At 68.7% G+C, this 25,455-nt stretch carries 30 protein-coding genes and 2 pseudogenes; 8 read left to right on the forward strand and 24 right to left on the reverse strand.

All coding sequences use genetic code 11. From position 1 onward, the window contains the following. Positions 1-38 precede the first annotated feature (38 nt). From H9645_RS06545 to H9645_RS06575, 7 genes and pseudogenes are all read right to left on the reverse strand, one after another. On the reverse strand, positions 39-467 hold the full coding sequence (locus H9645_RS06545; RefSeq protein ID WP_191728893.1) for a VOC family protein: 429 nt from the start codon (positions 465-467) through the stop codon (positions 39-41). A gap of 17 nt (positions 468-484) precedes the next feature. Then, positions 485-982, reverse strand: a complete 498-nt coding sequence (locus H9645_RS06550) for a TspO/MBR family protein (RefSeq protein WP_191728894.1) — start codon at positions 980-982, stop codon at positions 485-487. 84 nt (positions 983-1,066) lie between these two features. After that, entirely contained in the window at positions 1,067-1,219 is a 153-nt protein-coding gene (locus H9645_RS06555) for a hypothetical protein (protein WP_191728895.1), read from the reverse strand. 8 nt (positions 1,220-1,227) lie between these two features. Beyond that, a complete protein-coding gene (locus H9645_RS06560; protein WP_191728896.1) occupies positions 1,228-1,617 on the reverse strand; it encodes an MAPEG family protein in 390 nt (129 codons plus the stop codon). Further along, positions 1,614-1,988 (reverse strand): VOC family protein, encoded by a 375-nt coding sequence (locus H9645_RS06565; RefSeq protein ID WP_191728988.1) that lies wholly within the window; start codon positions 1,986-1,988, stop codon positions 1,614-1,616. The genes H9645_RS06560 and H9645_RS06565 overlap by 4 nt, the downstream gene beginning before the upstream one ends. 36 nt (positions 1,989-2,024) lie before the next feature. Continuing rightward, positions 2,025-2,537, reverse strand: a pseudogene (locus H9645_RS06570) (nucleotidyltransferase domain-containing protein); the annotation flags it as partial. A gap of 111 nt (positions 2,538-2,648) precedes the next feature. Next, a complete protein-coding gene (locus tag H9645_RS06575; protein ID WP_191728897.1) occupies positions 2,649-3,257 on the reverse strand; it encodes a DUF1294 domain-containing protein in 609 nt (202 codons plus the stop codon). Between the two features lie 143 nt (positions 3,258-3,400). Here H9645_RS06575 and H9645_RS06580 point away from each other — a divergent pair, with 143 nt between their 5' ends. Beyond that, a complete protein-coding gene (locus tag H9645_RS06580) occupies positions 3,401-3,973 on the forward strand; it encodes a lipocalin family protein (protein WP_191728898.1) in 573 nt (190 codons plus the stop codon). 267 nt (positions 3,974-4,240) lie between these two features. On the opposite strand, the gene H9645_RS06585 is transcribed toward H9645_RS06580, so the two are convergent. The 12 genes and pseudogenes from H9645_RS06585 to H9645_RS06635 form a co-directional block, all read right to left on the reverse strand. Beyond that, on the reverse strand, positions 4,241-4,636 hold the full coding sequence (locus tag H9645_RS06585; protein ID WP_191728899.1) for a DUF1801 domain-containing protein: 396 nt from the start codon (positions 4,634-4,636) through the stop codon (positions 4,241-4,243). Positions 4,637-4,699: 63 nt separating this feature from the next. Next, on the reverse strand, positions 4,700-5,143 hold the full coding sequence (locus H9645_RS06590) for a hypothetical protein (protein WP_191728900.1): 444 nt from the start codon (positions 5,141-5,143) through the stop codon (positions 4,700-4,702). A gap of 57 nt (positions 5,144-5,200) precedes the next feature. After that, a complete protein-coding gene (locus tag H9645_RS14440) occupies positions 5,201-5,410 on the reverse strand; it encodes a glycine zipper domain-containing protein (RefSeq protein ID WP_484497234.1) in 210 nt (69 codons plus the stop codon). A gap of 1,630 nt (positions 5,411-7,040) precedes the next feature. Then, on the reverse strand, positions 7,041-7,412 hold the full coding sequence (locus H9645_RS06595) for a hypothetical protein (RefSeq protein WP_191728901.1): 372 nt from the start codon (positions 7,410-7,412) through the stop codon (positions 7,041-7,043). A 110-nt stretch (positions 7,413-7,522) separates the two neighbouring features. Next, entirely contained in the window at positions 7,523-8,026 is a 504-nt protein-coding gene (locus tag H9645_RS06600) for a hypothetical protein (RefSeq protein WP_191728902.1), read from the reverse strand. 310 nt (positions 8,027-8,336) lie between these two features. After that, on the reverse strand, positions 8,337-8,630 hold the full coding sequence (locus H9645_RS06605; RefSeq protein ID WP_191728903.1) for a hypothetical protein: 294 nt from the start codon (positions 8,628-8,630) through the stop codon (positions 8,337-8,339). Between the two features lie 1,115 nt (positions 8,631-9,745). Next, entirely contained in the window at positions 9,746-10,192 is a 447-nt protein-coding gene (locus tag H9645_RS06610) for an FKBP-type peptidyl-prolyl cis-trans isomerase (RefSeq protein WP_191728904.1), read from the reverse strand. A 42-nt stretch (positions 10,193-10,234) separates the two neighbouring features. Continuing rightward, positions 10,235-10,774: a YaeQ family protein gene (locus tag H9645_RS06615; RefSeq protein ID WP_191728905.1), complete on the reverse strand. Its 540-nt coding sequence runs from the start codon at positions 10,772-10,774 to the stop codon at positions 10,235-10,237. A gap of 4 nt (positions 10,775-10,778) precedes the next feature. Beyond that, on the reverse strand, positions 10,779-11,519 hold the full coding sequence (locus H9645_RS06620; RefSeq protein WP_191728989.1) for an endonuclease/exonuclease/phosphatase family protein: 741 nt from the start codon (positions 11,517-11,519) through the stop codon (positions 10,779-10,781). Positions 11,520-11,598: 79 nt separating this feature from the next. Then, positions 11,599-12,459, reverse strand: a complete 861-nt coding sequence (locus H9645_RS06625; protein ID WP_191728906.1) for a thiol:disulfide interchange protein DsbA/DsbL — start codon at positions 12,457-12,459, stop codon at positions 11,599-11,601. Positions 12,460-12,491: 32 nt separating this feature from the next. Continuing rightward, positions 12,492-13,142 carry a thiol:disulfide interchange protein DsbA/DsbL gene (locus H9645_RS06630; RefSeq protein WP_191728907.1) on the reverse strand — a complete coding sequence of 217 codons (651 nt, stop codon included), beginning with the start codon at positions 13,140-13,142 and terminating at the stop codon, positions 12,492-12,494. A gap of 263 nt (positions 13,143-13,405) precedes the next feature. Beyond that, positions 13,406-14,212 (reverse strand): annotated as a pseudogene (locus H9645_RS06635) (c-type cytochrome); the annotation flags it as partial. A 121-nt stretch (positions 14,213-14,333) separates the two neighbouring features. Here H9645_RS06635 and yihA point away from each other — a divergent pair. After that, positions 14,334-14,948: a ribosome biogenesis GTP-binding protein YihA/YsxC gene (gene yihA / locus H9645_RS06640; protein WP_191728909.1), complete on the forward strand. Its 615-nt coding sequence runs from the start codon at positions 14,334-14,336 to the stop codon at positions 14,946-14,948. 16 nt (positions 14,949-14,964) lie between these two features. Here the strand turns inward: yihA and H9645_RS06645 are convergent, their stop codons facing one another. After that, on the reverse strand, positions 14,965-15,654 hold the full coding sequence (locus H9645_RS06645; RefSeq protein ID WP_191728910.1) for a VIT1/CCC1 transporter family protein: 690 nt from the start codon (positions 15,652-15,654) through the stop codon (positions 14,965-14,967). A gap of 159 nt (positions 15,655-15,813) precedes the next feature. On the opposite strand from H9645_RS06645, the gene H9645_RS06650 reads away from it, so the two are divergent. Then, the gene (locus H9645_RS06650; RefSeq protein WP_191728911.1) at positions 15,814-17,178 is read left to right on the forward strand and encodes a glutamate--cysteine ligase; all 1,365 of its coding nucleotides are present in this window, start codon (positions 15,814-15,816) and stop codon (positions 17,176-17,178) included. A 90-nt stretch (positions 17,179-17,268) separates the two neighbouring features. On the opposite strand, the gene H9645_RS06655 is transcribed toward H9645_RS06650, so the two are convergent. Beyond that, positions 17,269-17,433 (reverse strand): hypothetical protein, encoded by a 165-nt coding sequence (locus tag H9645_RS06655; protein WP_191728912.1) that lies wholly within the window; start codon positions 17,431-17,433, stop codon positions 17,269-17,271. Between the two features lie 139 nt (positions 17,434-17,572). Here H9645_RS06655 and ppc point away from each other — a divergent pair, with 139 nt between their 5' ends. Together ppc and H9645_RS06665 are read left to right on the forward strand one after the other, a co-directional pair. Beyond that, the gene (gene ppc / locus H9645_RS06660) at positions 17,573-20,356 is read left to right on the forward strand and encodes a phosphoenolpyruvate carboxylase (protein ID WP_191728913.1); all 2,784 of its coding nucleotides are present in this window, start codon (positions 17,573-17,575) and stop codon (positions 20,354-20,356) included. A gap of 112 nt (positions 20,357-20,468) precedes the next feature. Next, positions 20,469-21,110: a glutathione S-transferase family protein gene (locus tag H9645_RS06665; protein WP_191728914.1), complete on the forward strand. Its 642-nt coding sequence runs from the start codon at positions 20,469-20,471 to the stop codon at positions 21,108-21,110. A 56-nt stretch (positions 21,111-21,166) separates the two neighbouring features. Here the strand turns inward: H9645_RS06665 and H9645_RS06670 are convergent, their stop codons facing one another. The 3 genes from H9645_RS06670 to H9645_RS06680 all read right to left on the reverse strand — a co-directional run bounded on the left by H9645_RS06670 (position 21,167) and on the right by H9645_RS06680 (position 23,219). Beyond that, positions 21,167-21,739 (reverse strand): NADPH-dependent FMN reductase, encoded by a 573-nt coding sequence (locus H9645_RS06670; protein WP_191728915.1) that lies wholly within the window; start codon positions 21,737-21,739, stop codon positions 21,167-21,169. A 117-nt stretch (positions 21,740-21,856) separates the two neighbouring features. Next, positions 21,857-22,210 carry a winged helix-turn-helix domain-containing protein gene (locus tag H9645_RS06675; protein ID WP_191728916.1) on the reverse strand — a complete coding sequence of 118 codons (354 nt, stop codon included), beginning with the start codon at positions 22,208-22,210 and terminating at the stop codon, positions 21,857-21,859. Between the two features lie 85 nt (positions 22,211-22,295). Further along, positions 22,296-23,219 (reverse strand): alpha/beta hydrolase, encoded by a 924-nt coding sequence (locus H9645_RS06680; RefSeq protein WP_191728917.1) that lies wholly within the window; start codon positions 23,217-23,219, stop codon positions 22,296-22,298. 89 nt (positions 23,220-23,308) lie between these two features. On the opposite strand from H9645_RS06680, the gene frmR reads away from it, so the two are divergent. From frmR to H9645_RS06695, 3 genes are read left to right on the forward strand one after another with little or no spacing between them, the layout of a single operon-like run. After that, positions 23,309-23,584, forward strand: a complete 276-nt coding sequence (gene frmR / locus H9645_RS06685; RefSeq protein ID WP_191728918.1) for a formaldehyde-responsive transcriptional repressor FrmR — start codon at positions 23,309-23,311, stop codon at positions 23,582-23,584. A gap of 26 nt (positions 23,585-23,610) precedes the next feature. Then, a complete protein-coding gene (locus H9645_RS06690; protein WP_191728919.1) occupies positions 23,611-24,720 on the forward strand; it encodes an S-(hydroxymethyl)glutathione dehydrogenase/class III alcohol dehydrogenase in 1,110 nt (369 codons plus the stop codon). A gap of 10 nt (positions 24,721-24,730) precedes the next feature. Beyond that, positions 24,731-25,453, forward strand: coding sequence for an NAD(P)H-binding protein (locus H9645_RS06695; RefSeq protein WP_191728920.1), 723 nt, complete (start codon positions 24,731-24,733; stop codon positions 25,451-25,453). Positions 25,454-25,455 lie beyond the last annotated feature (2 nt).

A 25,455-nucleotide genomic window follows, 5' to 3' on the forward strand; every position in this document is an offset into this window, starting at 1 on the left:
CGCCATAGGCGTGAATGCGGTCGAACCCTGCGGACGGGTCAGAACGTGATCTGCACTGACGGTGCGCTGCGCCGGGCCTCGCCGTGGTAAACGGCCTCGATGTTGTTGCCGTCCGGATCGATCACGAAGGCCGCGTAGTAGCCCGGGTGGTAGGCGCGTTCGCCCGGCGCGCCGTTGTCGCGCCCGCCGCTGGCCAGCGCCGCGCGGTGGAAGGCCTCGACCATCGCCCGGTCGCGCGCCTGGAACGCGAGATGGTGGCGGCCGGTCAGCGCGCCCTGTGCGGCCTCGCTGTCGCGCGAGGAGACGAACAGCTCGTCGGCCCAGAACCAGTCGTCGCCACTGCCGCCCATCGGCACCTCCAGCGCGTCCAGCACCGCGGAGTAGAACGCCTTCGATGCGGCCAGGTCGGCCACCACCAGCTGCAGGTGGTCGATCAGGCGGCCGCGGTGCAGTTCCTGCGTTTCCATGGGTTTCTCCTCGGGTTTCAGCCCAGCACTGACGGATTCATCTGCCACAGCCGCAGGTTCAGCATCGCCGCGAAGCTGATCCACGCGAGGTACGGCACCAGCAGCAGCGCCGCCAGGCGATTGTGGCGCCAGAACGCGACCACCGTCGCCACCACCAGCATCCACATCAGCGCGATGTCCAGCAGTGCCGCCGCGCCCATCTGCCAGGCGAAGAACAGCCAGCTCCACAGCGCATTGACCACCAGCTGCACCAGATACAGCGAGAGCGCCGTGCGCGCGTGGGCGAAGCCGCCGTGGCGCCACACCAGCCACGCCGCCAGCGCCATCAGGATGTAGAGCACCGTCCACACCGGCCCGAACACCTCCGGCGGCGGCGCCCAGGACGGCTGCACCAGCTGCCCGTAGACCTCTTCCGACCGGCGCGAGGCCATGCTGCCGGCGAAGGCGGCGATGCCGGTGACCACCAGCCAGCCGACCAGGCCGATGAACTGCTGTTTCCCGGTGATCCTGTGCATTGCGGCGTCCTGTCGAAGGCGAAGCCGCCACGCTAAGCGGCCTTTGCGTGAACAGGGCGGCAAGGTGCACGCCGCCCGGCGCGCTCAGCCGTGGCGCTTCCGCACCTGCGCGATGGAATCGCGGACCAGCTGCTCCAGCAGCGTCGCGTCGCTGTCGAAGCCATGCTCGGTGACCAAGCGGAGGTACTCGCCCAGCCGGTAGCGGACCGAGAAGGTGATGGGGGCGGCGTTGTCCATGAGGCTGGTCAGCCGCCACCCGCGCCGCGCAGCGCGCCCGCGATGCCGCCGATCACCAGGGCCAGGATCGGCATCATCGACAGCGCGAAGCCCAGCCCGCGGCTGGCCGGCGCCGCCGTGTAGCTGCGCCAGTAGACCAGCCGGCCCACCAGGTACACCGCGCCGGCCACCGCCACCCAGGCGGGCGGCCAGTACTTCGCCGCGATGAACAACGCCGGCAGGAAGGCGACCATCAGCTCCAGCGTGTTCATCTGCACGCGGTAGGCGCGCTCGAAGCCCTCGTGGCCCGCGGTCGCCGGCGCCTTCACCCCGTACCGGCCCCGCGCCCGCCCCACCAGCACCCCGAAGAACACCAGCTGCGCCACCGCCAGCAGCGCGACCAGATCGACATGGTTCATGGCACATCCCCCTTTGCCGCGGCCTCGCCCCATACCGCCAGTTCGTTCCCGCCGGGCTCGAGGAAGTGGAAGCGCCGGCCGCCGGGGAAGTCGAAGATCGGCTTCACCACCTCGCCGCCCGCGGCCTCGACCTTGGACAGCGTGGCCTCGAGCGCATCGCTGTACAGCACGACCAGCGCGCTGCCGCGCTCCGTGCGGCCCGCCGCCTCCGCGCGGAAGAAGCCGCCGTCCAGGCCCTCGTCGGAGAACGCGGCGTAGTCCGGGCCGTAGTCCTCGAAGCTCCAGCCGAAGGCCGAAGCGAAGAAGCGCTTGCTGGCCGCGAGGTCCAGCGAGGCGAACTCGACGTAATTGATCTTCTCGTGGCGTGGCATGGGGGCTCCGTGCGCGTCGCGGCGAATGTCCGCATCGAAGATCATACGGAGCCGTTCCAGCTCCCGGTGCCCCAGTGCGGCGCGGACCAGCGCCCAGGATGCGCGGTGCTTTGCAGGCCATTCCGCGGCCGGCACCTCGGCCGCGTAGTGGAAATAATCCCAGGCGATGGCCGCCCAGCTGTTGCAGCGCAGGCGCATGCCCGCGAGCTCGCCTTCCGGCGCGTCCGGGCAGGCGTCCCCGGGCGCGCCGTCGATCACGTAGGCACGCCCGTTCCAGCGCGCCGGCTCGCAGTCCAGCAGGATGCCGTCCACGTCGAACAGGAATCCATAGTCCGTGTCCTGCCTGTCGCGCGCGCCGAGGCCGGACAGCAGCGCGAGGAATGCGGCCTCCCGTTCGGCGGGAAACGTCAGGTCGATGTCGTCGTGCTCGCGGCTGACGCAGCCCCGGCGCGCGTCGATCGCCCAGCCGCCGCCGAGCCAGATCGGCAAGCCCTGTCGGGCGGCCGCATCGAACAGGCGGCGCATGAGCTCCAGGTGTCGGCGGATCATGCGGTGCGGCTGTCAACGGGCCCGTTGCAGGGCGCGACGGACATGCCGGCGCGGCCTCGTGAATTCCCGAAAGTGGCCGAGCATTCCATCGCGTCGCGCGCCTCCCGCGTGTCACCCGCCCATCAAAGCGGCCAACCCCGTCGCCCGGCCTGCGCGGACCAGCCAGCCCAGCGCCACGAGGTTCAGCGCCACCGTCATCCAGAACACCGCCTGGAACGGCTGCTTCACCGTCTTGTGCCGGAACAGCTGCTGCGCCAGCAGCGCGCCCGGCCAGCCGCCCACCAGTCCGGCCATGTGCAGCGTCGCTTCCGGCGTACGCCGGCCCCCGCCCTGCGCCGCCGACTTGTCGATGCGGTACATCACCAGCGTCACCAGGCTTGCGGCCGCGTACCAGCCCACCACAGCCAACGGCAGCCAGCCCATTGCACCGGCCACCGCCGCCGCCAGAAGTGCCCCGCAACCCAGCGCCACGCGCGGCACCCGCGACGGCTGGCGCGGCACCGCGATCTTCTGCCCCGCGTGCCGGACCTCCTTCGCATTGGTGCGTCCGCGCCCGTCCACGTCCGGCAGGTAGGACACCAGGTCGCCACCCACCGGCCGGCGCGAGCCGCGCTGGAAGGCGTTGATATGCACGAAGGCCCGCGTACCGCCGCCAGTTGGCGTCACGAAGCCAAAGCCCTTGTCGTCGTTCCAGTCGTAAATACGGCCAGCCAGTCTCATCGCGATTCCCTTCGTCGTCCCCCCGCCCCGGGCGGCGTGTCCGGATGGTAGGGCCGCGGCCGCGCCATGCACAGCGCGCGGGCTTCATGCGCCCGACACGGCGGCTGTGCGATCCAGAGCGCCCATTCACGCAGGAATTCCCCATGTCCCGTCCCGGCAGCCTCGTCGCCATCCTTGCGCTGCTTGCAGCGCCGGGCGTCGCCCTCACCCAGCCCGAGGAGCCGCCCGCCGCGCGCAGCCAGGAGGTGCAGGCGGTCGCCAGCGTGGATCTCGAGCGCTATGCCGGCACCTGGTACGAGCAGGCGCACCTGCCGCTGTTCTTCCAGCGCAACTGCGTGGCCAATACCACGGCCGAGTACGCCCTGCGCGACGACGGCCGCATCGACGTGGTCAACCAGTGCGACACCGACGAGGGCGAGCGCATCGAATCGCGCGGCATCGCACGCAAGGTCGATGGGAGCACCTCGAAGCTGGAAGTGCGCTTCGCCCCGGCCTTCCTCTCGTTTCTTCCGGCGGTCTGGGGCGATTACTGGGTGATCGACCTCGATCCGGACTACCGGTGGGCGGTGGTGGGCACGCCGGACCGCAAGTACCTGTGGTTCCTGACCCGCGACAAGCGCGTGACGCCGGAGCAGTACGAAGCGCTGGTGGGCAAGGCGCGTGCGCAGGGGTACGACACGTCGGAACTGATCCGCACGGAACAGGGCGGGGGCTGACCAACGCCCGGAAACAGCATCGATGCCGCGCCTCCTCGCCGCGGGTTGCGGGGAACGGGCATTCTTGACGTCCCGATTCGAACCGGGATCGAGGCAACGACACCACTCTCACTCCGGCCTGCCGTCGACGCAGAGCGCGCGCTCTGCAAATCGATGAGCCGCCGCAACATGGCGAGTTCTCGAGACCCCCAGGGCAGAGGGCGCGGGAAGCGGAGGGTATTCCGTGGGACCGGGGCTGTCGCGCTCGGCGGTTGGATCCACCAGTACCTACCACCCCCAACCTGACATGCTGCAGGACTGCATGATCCAGCTGCGGAGCTCGGAAGACTCCAACTCTTCAACGCTCCGGATCTTTACGTAGCGCGTTTCATCGCCAAGCTCTGGCGGTGGATCAAGCTGGCTGCCGTTGAGAAAAACCACATTGACAGAAACATCGTAGGCAACGACTTCCATGCACCAGCCATGATCTTCTGCCCCGTAATACGCCTTCCCCCACTTCACGGCGTAACGCGGCCTGGCCAGTTGCCTGCGAATCAGCTGGTCCAGCTTCTTCACAATGGGAGTCAGTGCTGGCCTGGTATCCGACATCCAGTCAGCTATGGTCCGGTGGCTCTCGTCGGGCTCCGGCGGCTTCTTTGTGGAGAGAGGTTTCTGCTTTTTCATGCCACACCTACCTGTCGCTCCAACGCCCAGGTCAAGCCGCGCCGCACGCGGCGGCTTCAGTGATCAGTCAGATCCAGCCGGCGCAAGTCCGAAGCCGGGCACCGGCGAATTCTCGATGTAGTTGGGGTGATACAGGTCCATGTAAATGAGCGAAATCCGCTTGCCGCAGAGGACCTCGAATCCGTCCACATGAAAGCCATAGATCCCGTCCCGGCTACCAACGCGCCTGTATCCAGGACGCTCCCCGTTGGGGCAGGTCAGTTTCGCAAGATACCTCTTCTGACCAGTCGGGCCGTGGGTCCGAACCGGATTCTCCCAGCTTCCCAGAGGGTGCTTTGCTACGTCCTCCGCCGAGACGTCGGGTGGCTCCCAACTCGGGTCGAAGCGCTTCATCCTTGCAACGGGATCGAACTCGGGTGAGTCCGGATGGCTCTTGTCCACTGCCAAGACCTGCGGAGCCGTCAGGAACATTGCCACGGATAGTAGAGCGCCGGGAATATTCGTCATGGATCCAGCACCAGGGTTATGCCGCGCCGCGGAGCGGTGTTCGGCCTGAGTGACGCGCTAGGCATCATGCCTATGCTCTGCGGCAGACTGTCGAGCGAATGCGCGATTGCCTGCGACGATGCCAGCGGCAGTCCCAATTGCGATGCCCGGACCCATGCCGAGAGCCAGATTGCCGAAGACCACGCCGAGAGCCGCTCCTACGGCTACGCCGACGACCATACCGCTGCCGATGTACTTACGCCGCGTCTGCTCAGGTTTAGTGCGCATGTGCCTCCGTGTGACACCTAACACTCAAGTTAAGCCGAATTGCAGCGCGTAGCTGGCCATAGGGCAAGCTGTACCTGCCATATGGACGGCGTAGCGATGCAATTTCGGCTTGAACGCAATGTTAGACCCATCCCTTTGCTCGATTCGGGTGTGACTCGATCCGGTTAGCCAATTCCAACGCAAGTAGACGGTAACCATGTGAGAGATCCGAATCCGGAATCGCAAGCGGCAGATTGCGATCACAGCATTGGAGCGCATCAAGAACGTCATCCCAAGCCAAGTTGGCAAAACTGCTTAATGCGCGAGGTGTAGGCACCAAGGTGACGAGGACGTTGGGCGTATCCGTTAGCAGTGAGGCCATGGCTGCTTGCTGCTGCTTTAGTTGCGCCTCCAAATCCGATGCCTTGAACCTGGCAGTCTTGGCCTCGATCCAAATGTTTGGCCGTCCGGCCAATCCGAGTCCAATGTCAGATTTGCAGTTTCGTTTGCTCCCGGGAAGCTCAAGACTAGGGTATGGCGTGACTTTGACTCTACCCTCTCCGAGTTGGCGAACCGCAGCAGCCGCTTGACTGCTACTTGCCGCGATGCGATCCAAGAGTGGACGCAAGAACAGACGTTGGGGAAGAACATCCAGAGCACGCAGCAACTCCCAAGTAAGAACCTCTTCCTGTTTCCAAGACGCTTTGAGCCTATTCTGGCGATAGTGAAACCAGTGGAGAATCTCTACTACATACGACTTCTGGCGCGGATCAGCCTCCGCCCAAAGCTTGAACTCTGTGTCTGATGTCGGATTATTCATTGATGGGACTAACACCAGAGTTAAGCCGTGCCGCGAAGCGGCATCGGCTTGAACGACTCGTTAGGCCGCCGTTCCCTGGCACCTGCGCCCGACGTGCGACAGCCCAACCCCTGAGGCGAACAGTACAACAAGCGCCGTGTTTGGTGCTGCCGAAGCGCACCACGCGCGCGGCCAAGAACTCTCACCGCGCACTGACCGAAGCCGATTCGGAAGGTCGAATCTTGCGAAGGGTCGCGCCTGTCCGAAGCCGAGGTGCTGCAGGGCTGACTGCCGATGCCTGCACCGCGCGTGCAAGGTGCAAAAGCTGCGGGCAAGCGAGGCGTTACCGATTGCCTAGAACCAGGCAACAACAGTGCGGGAAACAAGGCCTGACACTTGAGTTAAGCCGAGCCGCGAAGCGGCTTCGGCTTGAACGAATTGTTATACCCCATGCGCGAGTATTAGTTGGGTTACTGCATATACAATCAAGCCAAGAACACAAAGCGGAATTAGTGCTGCGCATGCGTATCCGATATGTGGGTGGCGTTGAAGCAATGCACAGTGATTCAGGGCGGCGATTGTTCCTCTAGCGCAGTGCAGGACGGCCTTAGAAGCCACAATCACGTAGCTGATCGTTCCGAGCACGAACAACGTCCAGAAGGAAAAGCTATTCGGCGCCTTTACGGCAAGGAGATAGAGACCTGCGGTCAAACCCAACCACTCAATCCAAGAGAACCACGTGCTGGGGCCGGAGCCAGCAACAAACGTTTCAACAACGCCATCAATTTTGGTCATGGGGTATAACACCTGAATTAAGCCGCGCCGCGAAGCGGCGTCGGCTTGAATGAACTGTTAGGCGGCGCACCAGAGTGCAATGCCGCCGATGACGAACAGTACCAGCCACGACAAGTGCTTGCCCCTGGTGAGAAGCAACGGCAGGACCCCGGACACAACGAAGGTTAGCCCGATGATCTGGAGCATGCCGGACATCGTGAGGTCACCGCGACCCGCATGCACTAAGAGTGCAGCAAAGCCGAACCATGCGGCCGTGGTGATGTGCCAGGCAAAGCGCAACGTTCGCGTCGTGAACTCCGAGCTGCCGAATAGCTTGGGCAAATCATTGCGGCGAAACAGACGGCTGAGAATGTACCGTTCCCCGAGGAACGAATGGGCCGCGCCCAAAGCCACGGCGAGAACTGCTGCGAAGTAGAGAATTCCTTCCATAGCCGCCTAACGCCTAAGTTAAGCCGAGACGCGTAGTGGAGCAAAGCACATGGCAAGCTGTATCTGCCATGTGCTTTGCGGAACGAAGCGGCTTCGGCTTGAACGCATTGTTAGGCGCGCCCGCCGCCAACGTTGTAAGGCTTAAGCAAGAGCTTGCCGTCCGCTACGTCTTGAGCGAATTGCTCTGCAATCTGTTCCGCTCTGGCCTCCAGTTGAGCAGCCATCGCCGCTAAGTACTTGACATGCCCCTCGAGCTTCTTCAGCTCTTCACGAACGTTAGATACGGGCATGAGTCCGTACTGCATGTTCGCCTCATCGTTCTCCTCAAACTTCACTGCGTCCATCGGAATCTTTTGATTGCTTAGGCTCGCCGTGAAAAAAATCAAGGCGTCATGACCAAGAACCCGCCGGCCAGCCCAGTGCGCGAACATATGGCGGAGGTGGCGATGCTGCACGAGGATCTCTGCAGCCTTCCGGATCCCCTCCGCCAAATCAAGATTCCAAGTGCAGGTCTCAGCGCAGGCCATGAGGTGATCCAGCGCGTCTTTGTCATTAAGCTTTAGCGCGAACTCGGTCGGAACGCCCTTCCTGATGTGAGTGAGGTGGTTGATCACTCGCCGCGACTCAAGGTCGGCGAAGCAGTACGTCTGAACAAATCTCCCGATCAACTCGTACTCTTGAGCTGAGAGTGGGTGAGAGTCATTTATGACATGACCTAGAGACATTCTCGCTTTGAGCAAACCGTCTGTCTCAAGGTCAGCCCGAGTCAGCGCCATTGTGTCCGGTCCCATTTCAAGCTCGCCATGACAGTTTCCAGCGCCTAACACCTAAGTTAAGCCGACCCGCGCAGTGGAGTGGACCAGGTGGCAAGCTTTACCTGCCGCCTGGGCCGCGTAACGAAGCGGGTTCGGCTTGAACGCATTGTTAGGCCGCGACACCGAAAAAGGTACCGAGCAGTAGGAGGCCTTGTACGGCGAGGGCCCCCGTGACGAAGTGCCACACTGGTCTCCGCGGATAGACCCGGTGCACAAAGAATCTGAGCGCCTTGGAATAGATGAACGTGTAGAGGAAGAACGCTGCGGAGAGGATGACAAGTGTGGCGCCAGGAAACCACGAGGCCGCCATGAGTCCTACGAAAACTGCCCAGAGATAGAAAGGGATGCCCAGCACTAGCATGATATTCGTGCCGAGCTTGGGCATCTGCGTGTAGATGAGCATCGAAGCCTCCGAGCGGCCTAACACCAGAGTTAAGCCGAGCAGCGTAGTGAAGCGAAACACATGGCAAGCTTTACCTGCCATGTGTTTTGCGTAACGAAGCGGATTCGGCTTGAACGACTTGTTAGGCCGCCGCTGCCCGGCACTTATGCCCGACCCGCGACGGCCCAACCCATGAGCAGAACAGTACAACAAGTCTTGCTGGAGAGCTCGACCTGGCGCGTGGCGCGAGCGAAGCCTAGAAGATCAAGTCGCGCGGCCAAGAACCCTCACCGCGCACTGCCCGAAGCCGACGCGGCGGGTCGAATCTTGCCGAGAGTCGCGCCTGGCCGAAGCCGAGTTGTTGCAGGGCTGACTGCCGACGCCCGCACCGCGCGTGCGAGGTGCAAACGCTGCGGATCAGCGCGGCGCTACAGATCGCCTGGAACCTGGCAGCAACAGTGCGGGAAACAAGGCCTAACACCTAAGTTAAGCCGCGCCGCAGCGGGGCGTGAAGCACATGGCAAGCTTTCTTTGCCATGTGGTTTGCGCCCCGATGCGGTGTCGGCTTGAACGCATTGTTAGGCCGCGCTACCGCGACTGCCACAGCACGACCGGATCCATTGTCCCGCCAGGTAGCAGCAAAATGTCTTTGCCACCGTCCACTGTCCGAGGCTGAACAAGGAGAGTGACCTTATCGTCCCCACAGCCTGCAAGATGTATCCGCCCCCGGCCTCCGTCCAGAACGATGCCCATTGGCCGAAGATCCGAGAAGGCCGCTGATTGGTCAGCACCGTCGAGGAACTTCATATCCGGACTACCGAGTCCAAGGTCCTCCATGTCTTGGTAAACCTGCGTAAGTCTCTCTTGCGACAAACCCTTGGCAAGAGCTAACGCTTCCTCTTTGCACCCGCATGATCCACAGGCACTCAGTAGCAGAGCCAGAAGAGCAGTTGCAAATGTTCGAGAGCGCATGATGAGCGGCCTAACACTAAGTAAGCCTCAAAAATGAGGCGGTAAAAGAGATGTTGTCGGACAAAAGCCCGGAAATGAAGCGGTAACGCTTACCGCCCCGAAACTGCCGGTATGCACCTGGCACGCCAGCAGGCCCCGAATCCCGCAGCCCCTGGTCCCGCCGCTTACCGACGAATATCCAACAACTCCACCTCGAACACCAGCGAGGCCCCCGGCGGGATCACGCCGCCCGCGCCTTTTTTGCCATAGCCCAGATCCGCCGGGATCAGCAGTTCGCGCTTGCCGCCCACCCGCATCCCGGCCACGCCTTCGTCCCATCCCCGGATCACCCTGCCCGCGCCCAGCATGAAGACGAACGGCTGTCCGCGGTCCACGGAGCTGTCGAATTTAGCGCCGCGCCTGTCGGCGGCCTTCGCGTCGTACAGCCAGCCCGTGTAGTGCACGCTGACTTCATCGCCGGCTTTGGCGGGGTCACCGCGGCCTTCGACGACGTCGATGCGCTGGAATTCGCCGACGTCACCGCCGGTGTAGGGCGGCGGGGCCTTGCCGCAGGCAGCGAGTGCGAACAGGCAGGCAAGCGCCGCGGCGGCGCGGCTCAGGCGGTGGGTCATGCGGGGCGGCTCCTTCGGATCGAGCCGTGAGGGTAGCCCGGCTCAGGCGGCGATGCGTACGTCCGGCCGCACCGCCAGGCTGCCGCGGTCGCCCATCAGCTGTAGCTCGCCGTCCTGCACCAGCACGTTCAGGCGCATGCCGCGCTCGCCCAGGGCGGCCAGCTGCTCCGGCACGTCGGCCGGCAGCGCCAGCACGGTGAGGTTCTTCAGCCGCGACAGGGTTGCGGCGTTCTTCTCCCACCAGATGTCCGAGGCGCGGCCGCCATAGTTCAGCACCACCACCTGGCGGGCACGCGCGCTGGCCTTGCGGATGCGGGATTCATCGGGGTGCCCGAGCTCGATCCACAGTTCGACGTCGCCGGTGTAGTCGCGCTTCCACAGCGCCGGCTCGTCCTCGTCGCTCAGGCCGCGGCCGAACTCCAGGCGTTCGTCGGCGTACAGGGCGAAGGCCAGCAGCCGCACCATCAGGCGCTCGTCGGTTTCCGACGGGTGCTGGGCCAGCACCAGGTTGTGGGTGGCGTAGTAGTGCCGATCCATGTCGCTGATCTGCAGTTCGGCCTTGACGACGGTGGACTTGGGCATGGGCTCAGCGTTTGAGGGCGGCGGGCGGCACGTCGAGCTCCACCGACAGCGCCAGGTGGTCCGAGAACGCGGCCGGAAAGGCCTGCATGTCGCGGCAGCCGAGGCCGTCGCTCACCAGGATGTGGTCGATTGCCTTTTGCGGCTTCCAGCTCGGGAAGGTGTGCACCATGCACGCCGGCGGCTGCAGGCGGGTCTGGCGGAACAGGCTGGCCATCTCGGGGCGGTCGACGGTGCAGTTGAAGTCGCCCATCAGCACGGCGTGCGGGGTGTCGGCCAGCAGTTCGGCGATGAACGACAGCTGCGAAGCCCGCGACTGCGCGCCCAGCGACAGGTGGGCCACGGCGATGGTCAGGCCGTCGTCGCCCTCGCCGAACCTCGCCACCAGCACGCCGCGGCCGGAGATGCGGCCGGGCAGGGAGTGCACGGCGATGTCCAGCGGCTCGAACTTGCTCAGCAGGCCGTTGGCGCTGGAGGCGAACTGGCCCACGCGGCGGTTGGGCTGGTGGGTCCAGTAGTCGAAGCCGCCGCGTTCGGCCAGATAGTGGGTCTGGTTGGTGAAGCCGGAGCGCCAGCTGCCGGGATCGGCCTCCTGCAGGCCGACGATGTCGTGGCGGCCGGCCAGCTTGGCAATGGCGTCCAGCATGCCGCGCTTGTTGCCCATCGGCAGCACGTGCGACCAGCTGCGGGTGGCGTAGTCGCTGTAGCGGCGGGTGCTCGAGCCGGCCTGGATGTTGGCGCTGAGCAGCTTCAGCCGCTGCGCGACGCCGTCGGCGCCGGCAGCGGGGTCGGGCGCGGCCGCGTCGGCCCGCGCCCGGATGCCGGGGTCAGAGGCTGCCACCGGCCTGGGTCGCGGCGCGCTCGCGCACGATCAGCTGGTCGGTGATGCGCAGGATATCCTCGAGGGTGCGGCCGCGCACGCGGTACTTGCCGTTGACGATCACGGTCGGGGTGGCGTCGATGCCGCTGCGCGCCATGAACTGCCGGGTGCGCGCGATCTGGGCCTTCACCGCGAAGCTGTCGATGGTGCCCTTGAGCTGGGCGGCGTTGGCGCCGTGCTTGGCCATGACGGCGATGATCTCGTCGGCGCTGGCGTTCGGGCGCAGGCTGCGCTCGATGTGCATGGCGTTGAACAGGGGGGTGTGCACGCGGTCGATCACGCCGTTGGCCTCGGCGGCGAAGAAGGCCGGGCCGAAGTTGTCCTGGTCGCTGAAGGCGGCCGGCAGCATGGTGAAGCGGACGTCGGACGGCAGGCGCTTCTTCCAGGCGCCGACCAGCGGGTCGAACGCCGCGCAGTGGCCGCAGGAATAGGCGAACACCTCGACCACTTCCACCTGGCCGTTGAGCGGGGCGAAGGGCTGGCCGCCGGGGATCTCGACGTAGTCGGTGCCGGGCACCAGGGCCGGGCCCTGGGCGGCGGCCTGCGTGGCGGCGGCGATCGCGGCTTCGTCGGCGGCGGGGTCGGCCGCGGCCGGAGCCGGGGCGCCCTCGGTGGCTTCGGCGGCCGGGGCCTCGCTGCCGTCGACGGCGGGCGCGGCGGTGTCGGCGGGCTCGTCGGCCACCGGGGCGGTGGCTTCGGCGGGGGCCGCCGGGGCCGGCGCGGCGTCGGGCGTCGCGGGCGTTTCGCCGCCGCCGCAGGCGACGAGCATCAGGCTCAGGAGCAGGGGGGCGAGGAGGCGCTTGGTCATGGTGTGCACTCGTTGTGTTGCGGATGCGGGAATCAGCGGGTGCCGGCAGCGCGCTCGCGCGCGACCAGCAGGTCGGTAATGCGGAGCAGGTCGCCGTAGCTGCGGCCGATGACGCGGTAGCGGCCGTTCACGATCATCGTCGGCGTGGCCTCCACGCCCGACGCCATCATGAAGTCGCGCGCGGCTTCCATGCGTGCGTCGGTCTCCGGCGAACGCATCGCCGCGAGCACCTGCGCGCGGTCGAGGCCGAAGCCGGCGTACAGCGCGGCGTATTCGTCCACCGAGGCGCCGCGCGCCGGCAGCGACTGCTCGACGTGGATGGCGCGGAAGGTGGGTTCATGCGTCTTCGACAGCGCGCCCAGCGATTCCGCGGCGAAGTATGCGCGCGCGCCGACGTCGTTCTGCGTGAACGCGCCGGGCAGGTAGCGGAAGGCGACGTCGGCGGGCAGGTCGCGCTGCCAGCGGCCGACCATCGGCTGGAAGTCGTTGCAGGCGTGGCACCAGTAGGCGAACACCTCCACCACTTCGACCTTGCCGGGTTCGAACTTCAGCGGCTGTCCGCCGGGAATCACCACGTAGTCGTGGCCCTCGACCAGGCCGTCGCCGGCGCGCGCGGCCGCGGGCAGCCACGCCAGGGCGGCGAAGGCGAGGACGAGCAGGGCGGTGGACAGTCGCTGGATCATCGGCAGGGAGCCTCGACGGAAACAAAAGCGCCGGCAGGGGAGCCTGGCCGGCGCTGCGGATCACGCATTGTGCAGGGCGCCGGTGGACGGCCGCCGGACCTGGGTCACGGGGCCTGCTGGACGTCCGTCGCCGGGGCGGTGGCGTCTTCGGCCGGGGCCGGCGCGGCGCCCTCGGTGCCTTCGGTGCCTTCCACGGCGTCCGTCCCTTCGGCCGGCGCGGTGCCTTCGGCGGCGGCGTCGGCCGGCGCGGCCTCGGCGGCCGGCGCGGGGGCAGCCGCCGGCATCGCGGCGATCGCGGCCAGGGTGGCGGCGTCGGGACGCTGGTGCAGGCCCTGCATGTAGCTCGACAGGGCGCCGATCTCTTCGTCGGTCAGCTGGCTGGCGATCGAGGCCATGATGTCGAACATGCCGGTGTCGCGCTCGGTGGTGGTGCCGGCGCGGTACTCCTGCAGGCGCCGCGCGGTGTACCAGGACTGCTGGCCGCCGACGAGCGGGTAGGCCGGGCCCGGGTTGCCACCGCCGCTGGGGCCGTGGCAGGCCATGCAGGCCGGGATGCCGCGTTCGAAATCGCCCTGGCGGAACAGCTGCTGGCCGATCTCGTAGAACTTCATGCCTTCGTAGCGGCCTTCGGCGACCAGGGTGTCGTCGGCGATGCCGGCCGACTTCGCCTGGGTGGCGAAGTGGGCGCCGACGTCGCGCATGTCCTGCGCCGACAGCATCGAGGCGAAGGGCTGCATGATCGCGTTCGCGCGCTCGCCGCTCTTGAACAGCGCCAGCTGGCGGGCCAGGTAGGCCTCGCTCTGGCCGCCGATGTTCGGATAGATCTCGGGGATGGTGCTCTTGCCGTCCAGGCCGTGGCAGGCGGCGCAGGTGCCGGCCAGGGTGGCGCCGTTCTGGGCGTTGCCGGGCTTGGTCTTCGCCAGCTCGGCCAGCGCGTCGACGGACTCCAGCGGCAGGGTCTCGACCGGCTCGGCTTCCTCCAGCGGCGCGACCGTGGTCTGGGCGAAGGCGACGGCGCCGACCGCGAAGGCGGCGAAACCGGCGAGGAGGTAGCTGCGGGCGTGACGCATCTGGCTGGACTCCGGGGATCGGGATACCGGGCAGACCCGGTCGCAAGGCCCGTCATTATCCGGCCCGGGCCTCGGGACGGTCAAACCCGCCTGCGGGAGCTTCCGTGCGATCCTGTGCGTCATGGCCAATCCCCTTGCCCGCGCCCAGTACATGCTGGCGGCGCACACTCCCCGCCAGCTGCCGCCCGACGGCGGCTTCGAAGTCGCGTTCGCGGGTCGCTCCAACGCCGGAAAATCCAGCGCGCTCAACGCCCTGTGCCAGCAGAACGCCCTGGCGCGGGTGTCGAAGACGCCCGGCCGGACCCAGCAGCTGGTGTACTTCGAGCTGCCGCAGCACGAGAACCGGTTCCTGGTCGACCTGCCCGGCTACGGCTACGCCAAGGTGCCGCTGGACCTCAAGGCGCACTGGCAGGCCTTCCTCGACAAGTACTTCCAGAACCGACAGGCCCTGCGCGGGCTGGTGGTGGTGATGGACATCCGCCATCCGCTGAAGGACTACGACCGCCACATGCTGGGCTATGCGGTGACGCGCGGCCTGCCGGCGCACGCGCTGCTGACCAAGGCCGACAAGCTGTCGCGCGGCGCCACCGCCGCTGCGGTGCAGGCGGTGAAGCGCGACCTGGCCAAGGACTATGGCGACACCGTGAGCGTGCAGGCGTTCTCGGGCGAGTCGAAGCTGGGCGTCGACCAGGCGCGCGGCGTGATCTGCAGCTGGCTGGAGATCGCGCCGGACTGAGTCCGCCGCGCCGCGCTCAGGCGGCGATGTCGAACATGCGGCCGATCAGGCCCGAGGCGAGCATGGCCGCCGCGCCCCAGAACACCACGCGCATCGCGCCGCGCCAGACCGGTGCACCGCCCAGGCGCGCCGCGGTGGCACCGGTGAGCGACAGTCCCACCAGCGTCGCCACCGTGGTCACCGCCACCACCTGCGCGTGCGGCGCCACCACCGCGCTGACGATCGGCAGCGCGGCCCCGGCCATGAACGCCAGCGCCGAGGCCCACGCCGCCTGCAGCGGTCGCGGCCGGCCGGCCTCGTGGAAGCCGAGTTCGTCGCGCGCGTGCGCGGCCAGCGCGTCGTGGGCGGTGAGCTGGCGGGCGACCTCCATCGCGAGCGCGGCGTCCAGCCCGCGCGCCTGGTAGATGCCGGCCAGCTCGGCGAGCTCCTCGGCGGGCTGCTCGGCCAGGGCCTTGCGTTCCTGGGCGAGGTCGGCGCGCTCGGTGTCGGCCTGCGATTGCACCGACACGTATTCGCCGGCGGCCATCGAGAACGCCCCGGCCACGGTGCCGGCCACGCCGCTGGCCAGGATCACGGTCGCGGAGGCGCCGGAGGCGGCCACGCCGACCACGAGGCCGGCGATCGAGACCACGCCGTCGTTGGCACCCAGCACGGCCGCGCGCAGCCAGCCGGTGCGCGCGCTGCGATGGTGTTCGGGATGCTGCATGGCGTGCTCCCCTGGGCGTCGGCCGGGCCATTGTATGGAAAGCCGCGACGCTGCAACCCGGCGGCGTCGCCGGCCGCGGAGGACGCGCGGGATATAGTGGCGGCCTGCAGCGCCGGGACGCGACCGGTCGCCTTGCCCACACGCGTCGACGAGGCCCACGTGTCCAGCCCCAGTACCAGTCCCGCCACCCCGATCCGCTCGCGCGACGAACTCGTCGCCCACATCGCGTCCGGCGCCAAGCCGCGCGCCGACTGGCGCATCGGCACCGAGCACGAGAAGTTCGGCTTCCGGCTCGACGACCTGCGTCCGCCGGAGTACGACGGCGAGCGCGGCATCGGCGTGCTGCTCGAAGGGCTCACCCGCTACGGCTGGGAGCCGGTGTCCGAGCATGGCCGCGTGGTCGCGCTCACCAAGGACGGGGCCTCGGTCACGCTCGAGCCGGCCGGCCAGCTCGAACTCTCCGGCGCGCCGCTGGAGACCATCCACGACACCTGCCGCGAAGTCGGCAGCCACCTGTTCGAGCTCAAGACCATCGCCGACGACCTGCGCCTGGGCTTCCTGGGCATGGGCTTCCAGCCGAAGTGGGCGCGCGTGGACATGCCGTGGATGCCGAAGGACCGCTACCGGATCATGCGCGCCTACATGCCGAAGGTCGGCGGTCTCGGCCTCGACATGATGACCCGCACCTGCACGGTGCAGGTCAACCTGGACTACGCCGACGAAGCCGACATGGCGAAGAAGTTCCGCGTGTCGCTGGCGCTGCAGCCGATCGCGACCGCGCTGTTCGCTGACTCGCCGTTCACCGAAGGCCGGCCCAACGGCTACCTCAGCTACCGCTCGCACATCTGGACCGACACCGATCGCGACCGCACCGGCATGCTCGACTTCGTGTTCGAGGATGGCTTCGGCTACGAGCGCTACGTCGACTACCTGCTCGACGTGCCGATGTACTTCAGCTACCGCGACGGCGTGTACCACGACGCCAGCGGCCAGAGCTTCCGCGACTTCATGGACGGCCGCCTGCCGGCGCTGCCCGGCGCGCTGCCCACCATGACGGACTGGGCCGACCACATGACCACCGCCTTCCCCGAAGTGCGGATGAAGAAGTTCCTCGAGATGCGCGGCGCCGACGGCGGGCCCTGGAACCGCATCTGCGCGCTGCCGGCGTTCTGGGTCGGCCTGCTGTACGACGACGCCTCGCTGGATGCCGCCTGGGACCTGGTGAAGGACTTCACGCTCGCCGAGCGCCACGCGCTGCGCGACGGCGTGCCGAAGCAGGCGCTGAAGCTGCCCTTCCGCGGAGGCACAGTGCGCGACCTGGCGCTGCGCGCACTGGAGATCTCGGCCGCGGGCCTCGCCCGCCGCGACCGCCGCAACGAGCAGGACCAGGACGAGCGCCACTTCCTCGACCCGCTGATCGAGTTCGCGCAGTCCAACGAAACTCCCGCGGAGCGCAAGCTCGCGCTGTACCACGGCGAGTGGGGCGGGGACATCGACCGGGTGTTCCGCGAGTTCGCGTACTGATACCGGGCGCGGGACACCTGCGGGCGCGCGTAGGCTGAACAGCAGGACGCCCCCGTCCAGGGGGCGCCGCGGTGGGGGCGGATCGATCCGTCAGCGGCGATCGTCGCGCGGGTTCCTGTCCTGGCGATGGCCTTCCTGGTCCTGCCGCTGCTGACCCTGCTGGCCTTGCTGGCCTTGCTGGCGACCCTGCTGGTCCTGCTGGCCGGGCGCCTGCTTGCCCTGCTGCTGCTTGTCGTTCTGCTGGTTGGTGGGCATGTCGCTGTCTCCACGTGTGTGCCGGGATCCGGCGCGCCCATCAGGCGCCTTCGGCCCGAAGCCAACCGTGAATTTTTCGGCAGGATTTTGCGCAGCCTTGCGCGGTTATTTCGGTGAATGCACGTTGTAGGCTGTCGCCATGACGACCATCGACGCCGACACCACTCCGCTGCGCGAACAACTCGACTTCGCCGATACCGATGCGCTGCTGCGCGACGACGTGCGCCGCCTCGGTGCGATGGTGGGCGACATGCTCGCCGAACAGGTGTCGCCGGCCCTGCTGCAGCAGGTGGAAGCGGTGCGACGCGCCGCGATCGCGCGGCGGGAGAACGCGGAACCGGTCGATGCGCTTGCGGCGGAGCTGGCCACGGTCACGCCGGAGAACGCCGACGCGCTGGTGCGCGCGTTCTCGGCCTGGTTCGGCGCGATCAACCTGGCCGAACGCGTGCACCGCATCCGCCGCCGCCGCGACCACCAGCGCAGCGACGAAGGTCCGCAGCCCGGTGGGCTCGAGGCGGTGCTCGCCGCGCTGCATGCCGATGGCGTATCGCTCGACGAGCTGCAGGCGCTGCTGCCGCGGCTGTGGGTGGAGCCGGTGTTCACCGCGCATCCGACCGAGGCCGTGCGCCGCGCGCTGCTGGCCAAGGAGCGCGTGATCGTCGAACGCCTGGTGGCCGACATCGACCGCACGCGCACGCCCGACGAGCGCCTCAGCGACGAGTCGCGCATCCGCCAGGCGCTGGCCACCACCTGGCAGACCTCGGAAGCGCCGCCGCTCAAGCCCACCGTCACCGACGAGGTCGACCACATCGGCCACTACCTGGGCGTGCTGTTCCGCGTGCTGCCGGCCTTCTACGAAGTGTTCGCCGATGCGGTCGAGCAGGCCTGGGGCGAGCGCATCGCGCTGCCCGACGTGCTGCGTTTCGGCACCTGGGTCGGCGGCGACATGGACGGCAATCCCAACGTCGGCGCGGCCACCATCGAAGCGGCGCTGGCCGCGCAGCGCGCGCAGGTGCTCGGGCAGTACCGCGACGAGCTGCGCGCGCTGGGCCAGGTGCTGACGCAGACGCGCGACCGCGCCGGCATCGACGCCGACGTGGAGGCGCGCCTGGCGCACTACCGCGACGCGATGCCCGGGGTCGCGGCACGGCTGCGCGCGCGCCAGGCGGACATGCCCTACCGGCAGCTGCTGGAGCTGATGTCGGCGCGCCTGGAGGCGACGGCGGCGGATCGGCGGCGGCCGGGCGCCGGCGACGGGTCCGGCAGCGCCACCGCCACCGCGGAAGCCTACGCCGGCGTGGAGGACTTCCTCGCCGACCTCGACCTCATCGACGCCAGCCTCGCGGCCCACCGCGGCGAGCACGCCGGCCGCTTCGCGCTGCGCCGGCTGCGGCGGCGGGTGACGAGCTTCGGCTTCCATCTCGCCGCGCTCGACCTGCGCCAGGACTCGGCCGCGCACGACGCCGCCCTGGGCGCGCTGCAGGGCGTGGACGACTGGGCCGCGCAGCCGCTGGCGCAGCGGCTCGACGTGCTGCATGCCCTGATCGCCGATCCGGCGCCCATGGACCCCGATGCACGGGCCGCGGCATCCGTGCTCGACGTGTTCCGCAAGGTCGCCTCGGCGCGCTTGCGCTACGGCGCCGCCGCCTTCGGTCCCTACATCGTCAGCATGAGCCGCAGCGCCGCCGATGCGCTGGCGGTGCTGGCGCTGGCGCGCATCGCCGGCTGCGTGGAGGGCGGTGCGGACGACGCGACGGGCGAGGTCCCGCTCGACGTCGCCCCGCTGTTCGAGACCGTCGACGACCTCGACGCGGCCGCCGGCGTGATGCGCGCGCTGTTCGACGACCCGGTCTACCGCCGCCACGTGGCGGCGCGCGGCGACCGCCAGATCGTCATGCTCGGCTACTCCGACAGCGCCAAGGACAGCGGGCTCATGGCCTCGCGCTGGGCGCTGCAGCGTGCGCAGGTCGACCTGATGCGGCTGGCGCGCGAGGCCGGCGTGCGCCTGGTGTTCTTCCACGGTCGCGGCGGCTCGGTCAGCCGCGGCGGCGGCAAGACCGGACGCGCGATCATCGCCGCGCCGCGCGGCAGCGTCGACGGGCGCATGCGCGTGACCGAGCAGGGCGAGGTGATCCACCGGAAGTACGGCATCCGCGCGCTGGCGCTGCGCAACCTCGAGCAGATGACCGGTGCGGTGCTGCGCGCCAGCCTGCGGCCGCGCCCTGCCGAGCCCCGGGTGCGCGCATGGCGCGCGATCGCCGACGGCCTGGCCGCGGAGTCGCGCGCCTGCTACCGCGCGCTGGTGCACGACGATCCCGGCTTCGACGCCTACTTCCGCGCCGCCACGCCGGTCGACGTGATCGAACGCCTGCAGATCGGTTCGCGGCCCTCGCGCCGGCGCGACGGCGGCATCGCCAACCTGCGCGCGATCCCGTGGGTGTTCTCGTGGTCGCAAAACCGCTCCGGCCTGACCGGCTGGTACGGCGTCGGGCACGCGCTGGAGCGCGGCATCCAGGCGCATGGCCTCGACGCCATGGCGGAGATGGCGCGCGACTGGCCCTTCTTCGCGGCGATGCTCGACGACGTCGAGATGCTGCTGGCCAAGTCCGACCTCGCCATCTTCGAGCGCTACTCGCAGCTGGCCGGCGACGCGCACGCCGCGTTCTTCCCGCGCATCGCCGCCGAGTTCGCGCGCACGCGCGACGCCATCCTCGCGATCAAGGGCGAGGACGGGCTGCTGGCCAATGACTACCGCCTGCGCCTGTCGATCCGGCTGCGCAACCCCTACGTCGACCCGATCAGCCTGCTGCAGGTGGAGTTGCTGCGGCGCTGGCGCGAGGGCGGGCGCGAGGACGAGGGCCTGCTGCGGGCGCTGTTCGCCACGGTCAACGGGATCGCCGCGGGGATCCAGAACACCGGCTGAGGCGGGCGGCGTGGCGGGTGCGTGCCGGGCGGGGGCGAACGGCCCCGGCTATCGCGCGACGCCGGCGCGCGGGAGTACCGTGTCGGTCCCACACCACGCCGGGATGCCCGCCATGGCCGACAGCGAACTCGTCTTCCACACCAACCCGATGTCGCGCGGCCGTATCGTGCGCTGGATGCTCGAGGAGCTCGGCGTCCCGTACCGAACGGTGGTCCAGGGCTACGGCGCGTCGATGAAGTCCGCCGACTACCTGGCGGTCAACCCGATGGGCAAGGTGCCGGCCCTGCAGCATCGCGGCGTGGTCGTGACCGAGACGGCCGCCATCTGCGCCTACCTCGCCGACGCGTTCCCGGAGGCCGGCCTGGCGCCGGCGCTCGACGATCCGCTGCGCGGGCCCTACCTGCGCTGGATGTTCTTCGCCGCCGGTCCGGTCGAGGCGGCGGTGACCGCCAAGGCCCTGGGCCAGCTGCCGCCTCCGGAAAAGGCCGGCTTCGTCGGCTACGGCAGCTACGAGCAGGCGATGGACACGCTGGAGCAGGCGGCGGCCTCGGCCTCGCCCTGGCTGCTGGGCGAGCGTTTCAGCGCCGCCGACGTCTACGTCGGCAGCCAGGTCGATTTCGGCCTGGCGTTCAAGTCGATCCCCGAGCGGCCGGCGTTCACCGCCTGGGCTGGGCGCCTGCGTGGACGCGAGGCCTACCGGCGCGCCCGCGAACTCGACGACGCGCTGCTGCCGCAGGCCTCGGGCCAGGGCTGAACCGGAGGACTTGCGCGCCCGCCTCCGGCCCATCGGCGCCGCGGCCACGCTGTGCGTCAGGCCCCGCGCGGCAGCACCGTCTGCACGCGCGCGATGAACTCGTGGAACTCCTTCATGTAGCCGGTGAGGAATTTCGCGGTGCCGGCGTCGGCGATCTCGCCGGCGTCGTTGATCATCCCGTCCTTGAACTGGATGTAGGCCTCGGGCGAGTTCATCTGCGGCGAGTTGAGGAAGCCGAGGATGCTGCGCAGGTGCTGCTGGCCCACCGCGGTGCCGATGGCGCCGGGCGAGGTGCCGATCACGCCCGACGGGATGTGCGCGAACGAGTTCTTGCCCCAGGGCCGGCTGGCCCAGTCCAGCGCGTTCTTCAGCGCGCCCGGGATCGAACGGTTGTACTCGGGCGTCACGATCAGGATCGCGTCCGAGGCTTCGATCGCCTGCTTGAAGTCGCGTCCGACCTGCGGGAAGTCGGCGTCGTAGTCGTAGCTGTAGAGCGGCAGGTCCGCGAACGGGATCTCCTTGAACTTCAGCTGCTCCGGCGCGAGCTTGAACAGCGCGTTGGCGAGCTTGCGGTTGATCGACTCCCTGGCGAGGCTGCCGATCAGATAGCCGACGTTGTAGGTCTTCATGGCGTGCTCCTGCTGGTGTGCTGGGCGGGTGGCCGGACGATGCCGGGTGCGCGACGACCGAGTATGGAACCGGGTTTGTTACGGCCGTGGCAGCGTGCGTGCCGCGCCTCGCGGGGTTCAGCGCAGCCTGCGATGGAGGCTCCGCGCCTCGGCATCCACCGCCTCAGCCGCCTGCGCCTGGATCCTGCGGTAGCGCTCGATGACCTCCTCGCCCATGGCGGTGAGCTTCGCGCCTCCGCCGCCCGCGCCGCCCTTGGAGGTTTCGACCACCGGCGTGGCGAAGTGCCGGTTCATGGCGTCGATCAGGTCCCAGGCCCGCTTGTAGCTCATCTTCATCCGGCGCCCGGCGGCCGAGATCGAGCCGGTGTCGCGCACGTGCTCGAGCAGGTCCACCTTGCCCGGCCCGACCACCAGGCCGGAGTCGAAGGCGATGCGGATCTGCAGGCGGGCGACCGGTTTTCTCGCGGGCATGGAACGATCCGGGGCGAAGACGGCCACGATGATAGCCGGCCACCGAATGGGCGATGCCCGCCGGCGGCGCAGTGCGCGCCCGCGCCTAGGGCCGGGGCGTGATGTCGTCCCGGAACAGCCACAGCATGGCGCGGCGGTAGGCCTCGCCGATGCTGGCGGCGTGCGTGCCTTCCGGCAGCACCGCCAGCTCGACGTCCCACGGCGCATCGGGCCGCTGCTGCCAGGTCGCCGACCATTCGGCGGCGTGCCGGACGCGCGCCTCGGTGTCGCGCGCGCCGCTGGCGACGACGAGTTGCAGGTCGTCGCGCCGGTGCGTGGCAGGCGCGCCGAACAGCTGTTCGCGCGCGGGTCCGTGCGAGGGGTTGCTGGCGATCCGCCCCCAGAACAGGTCGGGGTCGTGGACCGCGGACCAGAGCACGAAGTAGCCGGCGCGCGACTGGCCGACGAGGACGCGACGCGCGGGATCGGCGCGGTAGCGGCGCTCCACTTCCGGCAGCAGCTGTTCGCGCAGGAAGCGGTGGTGGGCTTCGGCGCCGCCCTGGTCGGGTGCGCTGTCCGCGCCGGCGGCGGTGAAGTCGAGGTTGCGCCTGTTGATGGCGGGATCGAAGCCGCCGTAGGCCAGGCCGACGATGATCGCCTCGGGCAGGCCTTCGTCGTAGCCCAGGAACAGGTGGGTCGGCGCGAGCAGCGGGAACAGGCTGTCGCCGTCGAGCAGGTAGACCACGGGATACGTCCGCCCGGAAGAGGCGTCGTAGCCTTCCGGCAGGCGCACGTAGACGTGGTGGGTGCGGCCGTCGGCCCGTGATGCCAGCGGGAAGTAGTCGCCAGCCAGCGCCGGCAGGTGGTCCAGCGGCACCGGATCGGCTGGGCCCGGCTGGCCGCGTGGCGTCGGGGCGGCCGCGGGCAGGCCTGCGCTCGCGGATGCGGACGGTGGGGCCTGCACGCTCGCGCAGCCGTGCAGGCAGGCCGTGAGCAGCAGGGTCGCGGACAGGATCCGGGCGGGCGTCATGGTCGGAGTCTAGCGCCGGGCCGCGCTGGAGTCGCACGCGCGGCGGATGTCCCATATACTATCCCCCACTATAGTTCCCGGTCACCGCCATGCCGCACTCGCCGGAGGAAAAGAAGAAGGTCCTCGCCCGCGTCCGCCGCATCCGCGGCCAGTGCGATGCGCTCGACCGCGCGCTGGAATCCGGCGCCGACTGCGCGCCGGTGCTGCAGCAGATCGCCGCCATCCGCGGTGCGGTCAACGGGCTGATGAGCGAGGTGCTGGAAGCGCACCTGCGCGAGCAGTTCGGGCAGGCCGCGCACAGCGACGCGGAGCGCGCGGAGCGCGTCGCCGAAATGACCGGACTGATCCGTTCCTATCTCAAGTGATTCATCGCATTCCAGGAGTCGTGACCATGAAGACCCGTGCCGCCGTCGCCTTCGAAGCCGGCAAGCCGCTGCAGATCGTCGAGCTCGACCTCGAGGGCCCGAAGAAGGGCGAGGTGCTGGTGAAGATCACCCACACCGCGCTGTGCCACACCGACGCGTTCACCCTCTCGGGCGAGGATCCGGAGGGCGTGTTCCCGGCCGTGCTCGGCCACGAGGGCGCGGGCATCGTGGTGGAAGTGGGCGAGGGCGTGACCAGCGTGAAGCCGGGTGACCACGTGATCCCGCTCTACACCGCCGAATGCGGCGAGTGCCTGTTCTGCAAGAGCGGCAAGACCAACCTGTGCGTGGCCGTGCGCGCCACCCAGGGCAAGGGCGTGATGCCCGACGGCACCACGCGCTTCAGCTACAACGGCCAGCCGGTCTACCACTACATGGGCTGCTCGACCTTCGCCGAGCACACCGTGGTCGCCGAGGTCTCGCTGGCCAAGGTCAACCCCGAGGCCAACCCGGAGCACACCTGCCTGCTCGGCTGCGGCGTGACCACCGGCATCGGCGCGGTGCACAACACCGCCAAGGTCCAGGAAGGCGACAGCGTGGCCGTGTTCGGCCTCGGCGCGATCGGCCTGGCGGTGATCCAGGGCGCGAAGCAGGCGAAGGCGGGCCGCATCATCGCCATCGACACCAACCCGTCGAAGTTCGAGCTCGCGCAGCAGATGGGCGCGACCGAGTGCGTGAACCCGAAGGACCATGACAGGCCCATCCAGCAGGTGATCGTGGAGATGACCGGCTGGGGCGTCGACCACAGCTTCGAGTGCATCGGCAACGTCGAGGTGATGCGCGCCGCGCTGGAGTGCGCGCACCGTGGCTGGGGCCAGAGCGTGATCATCGGCGTGGCCGGCGCGGGCAAGGAGATCTCGACGCGCCCGTTCCAGCTGGTCACCGGCCGCAAGTGGCTGGGCACCGCGTTCGGCGGGGTGAAGGGCCGCAGCGAGCTGCCGGGCATGGTGGAGGACGCGATGAAGGGCGACATCCAGCTCGCGCCGTTCGTGACCCACACCCTGCCGCTGGAGCGCATCAACGAAGCCTTCGACCTGATGCACGAAGGCAAGTCGATCCGGACGGTGATCCATTACTGAGCCTGCGGCCGTGCGCACCGGCGACGACAACGACGGCCAGGCCCCGCGCGGCCGCCACGTCGCCGTGGCCGGCGCCAGCGGCCTGGTCGGTCGCGCGCTGGTCGCGCGCCTGTGCGCGGATCCCGGCGTTGCGCGGGTGCACGCGCTGGTGCGCCGTCCGCTCGCGATGGAGGCGCGCGGCCTGCAGCTGCACGTGGTCGACTTCGAACGGCTGCCGGACCTGCCGCCGCTGGACGAGGCCTACCTCGCGCTCGGCACGACCATCGGGGTCGCGGGCAGCCGCGCGGCGTTCCGCGCGGTGGACTTCGATGCCAGCCTGGCCGTGGCGCGTGCAGCGGTGGCCGCCGGCGCACGACGCATCGGGCTGGTCAGCGCCACCGGCGCGGACGCGCGCTCGCACCTGTTCTACAACCGGGTGAAGGGCGAGCTGGAGAACGCGCTGCTGGCGCTGCCGATCGATGCGCTGGTGATCGCGCGCCCCTCGCTGCTGCTGGGCGACCGCGCCGCGCTCGGGCAGCCCGCGCGCCGCGTCGAGCGCCTGGCCGCGGCCGCGGACCGCTGGCTGCGCCCGCTGGTGCCCGCGCGCGTCCGCGCGATCGCCGCGGACGACGTGGCCGCGGCGCTGGTGGCCGTCGTCCCGCATGCGCGTGGACGGCAGCTGCTCGAATCCGAACGCATGCAGGGCGGCCGCGTCGCCGCACCCGCATGCGCGCCTTCCCCCCCGAACCACTGATC

Origin of the sequence: Luteimonas colneyensis (genome assembly GCF_014836665.1) — a bacterium.
In the GTDB taxonomy this organism is placed as follows: Bacteria; Pseudomonadota; Gammaproteobacteria; order Xanthomonadales; family Xanthomonadaceae; genus Luteimonas; species Luteimonas colneyensis.

Excerpts from the sequence above, each read along its gene's own strand:
- H9645_RS06545 (WP_191728893.1), bottom strand. The coding sequence starts at position 467 with ATGGAAACGCAGGAACTGCACCGCGGCCGCCTGATCGACCACCTGCAG.
- H9645_RS06550 (WP_191728894.1), bottom strand. The coding sequence starts at position 982 with ATGCACAGGATCACCGGGAAACAGCAGTTCATCGGCCTGGTCGGCTGG.
- H9645_RS06555 (WP_191728895.1), bottom strand. The coding sequence starts at position 1,219 with ATGGACAACGCCGCCCCCATCACCTTCTCGGTCCGCTACCGGCTGGGC.
- H9645_RS06560 (WP_191728896.1), bottom strand. The coding sequence starts at position 1,617 with ATGAACCATGTCGATCTGGTCGCGCTGCTGGCGGTGGCGCAGCTGGTG.
- H9645_RS06565 (WP_191728988.1), bottom strand. The coding sequence starts at position 1,988 with ATGCCACGCCACGAGAAGATCAATTACGTCGAGTTCGCCTCGCTGGAC.
- H9645_RS06575 (WP_191728897.1), bottom strand. The coding sequence starts at position 3,257 with ATGAGACTGGCTGGCCGTATTTACGACTGGAACGACGACAAGGGCTTT.
- H9645_RS06580 (WP_191728898.1), top strand. The coding sequence starts at position 3,401 with ATGTCCCGTCCCGGCAGCCTCGTCGCCATCCTTGCGCTGCTTGCAGCG.
- H9645_RS06585 (WP_191728899.1), bottom strand. The coding sequence starts at position 4,636 with ATGAAAAAGCAGAAACCTCTCTCCACAAAGAAGCCGCCGGAGCCCGAC.
- H9645_RS06590 (WP_191728900.1), bottom strand. The coding sequence starts at position 5,143 with ATGACGAATATTCCCGGCGCTCTACTATCCGTGGCAATGTTCCTGACG.
- H9645_RS14440 (WP_484497234.1), bottom strand. The coding sequence starts at position 5,410 with ATGCGCACTAAACCTGAGCAGACGCGGCGTAAGTACATCGGCAGCGGT.
- H9645_RS06595 (WP_191728901.1), bottom strand. The coding sequence starts at position 7,412 with ATGGAAGGAATTCTCTACTTCGCAGCAGTTCTCGCCGTGGCTTTGGGC.
- H9645_RS06605 (WP_191728903.1), bottom strand. The coding sequence starts at position 8,630 with ATGCTCATCTACACGCAGATGCCCAAGCTCGGCACGAATATCATGCTA.
- H9645_RS06610 (WP_191728904.1), bottom strand. The coding sequence starts at position 10,192 with ATGACCCACCGCCTGAGCCGCGCCGCCGCGGCGCTTGCCTGCCTGTTC.
- H9645_RS06615 (WP_191728905.1), bottom strand. The coding sequence starts at position 10,774 with ATGCCCAAGTCCACCGTCGTCAAGGCCGAACTGCAGATCAGCGACATG.
- H9645_RS06625 (WP_191728906.1), bottom strand. The coding sequence starts at position 12,459 with ATGACCAAGCGCCTCCTCGCCCCCCTGCTCCTGAGCCTGATGCTCGTC.
- H9645_RS06630 (WP_191728907.1), bottom strand. The coding sequence starts at position 13,142 with ATGATCCAGCGACTGTCCACCGCCCTGCTCGTCCTCGCCTTCGCCGCC.
- yihA (WP_191728909.1), top strand. The coding sequence starts at position 14,334 with ATGGCCAATCCCCTTGCCCGCGCCCAGTACATGCTGGCGGCGCACACT.
- H9645_RS06645 (WP_191728910.1), bottom strand. The coding sequence starts at position 15,654 with ATGCAGCATCCCGAACACCATCGCAGCGCGCGCACCGGCTGGCTGCGC.
- H9645_RS06655 (WP_191728912.1), bottom strand. The coding sequence starts at position 17,433 with ATGCCCACCAACCAGCAGAACGACAAGCAGCAGCAGGGCAAGCAGGCG.
- ppc (WP_191728913.1), top strand. The coding sequence starts at position 17,573 with ATGACGACCATCGACGCCGACACCACTCCGCTGCGCGAACAACTCGAC.
- H9645_RS06665 (WP_191728914.1), top strand. The coding sequence starts at position 20,469 with ATGGCCGACAGCGAACTCGTCTTCCACACCAACCCGATGTCGCGCGGC.
- H9645_RS06670 (WP_191728915.1), bottom strand. The coding sequence starts at position 21,739 with ATGAAGACCTACAACGTCGGCTATCTGATCGGCAGCCTCGCCAGGGAG.
- H9645_RS06675 (WP_191728916.1), bottom strand. The coding sequence starts at position 22,210 with ATGCCCGCGAGAAAACCGGTCGCCCGCCTGCAGATCCGCATCGCCTTC.
- H9645_RS06680 (WP_191728917.1), bottom strand. The coding sequence starts at position 23,219 with ATGACGCCCGCCCGGATCCTGTCCGCGACCCTGCTGCTCACGGCCTGC.
- frmR (WP_191728918.1), top strand. The coding sequence starts at position 23,309 with ATGCCGCACTCGCCGGAGGAAAAGAAGAAGGTCCTCGCCCGCGTCCGC.
- H9645_RS06690 (WP_191728919.1), top strand. The coding sequence starts at position 23,611 with ATGAAGACCCGTGCCGCCGTCGCCTTCGAAGCCGGCAAGCCGCTGCAG.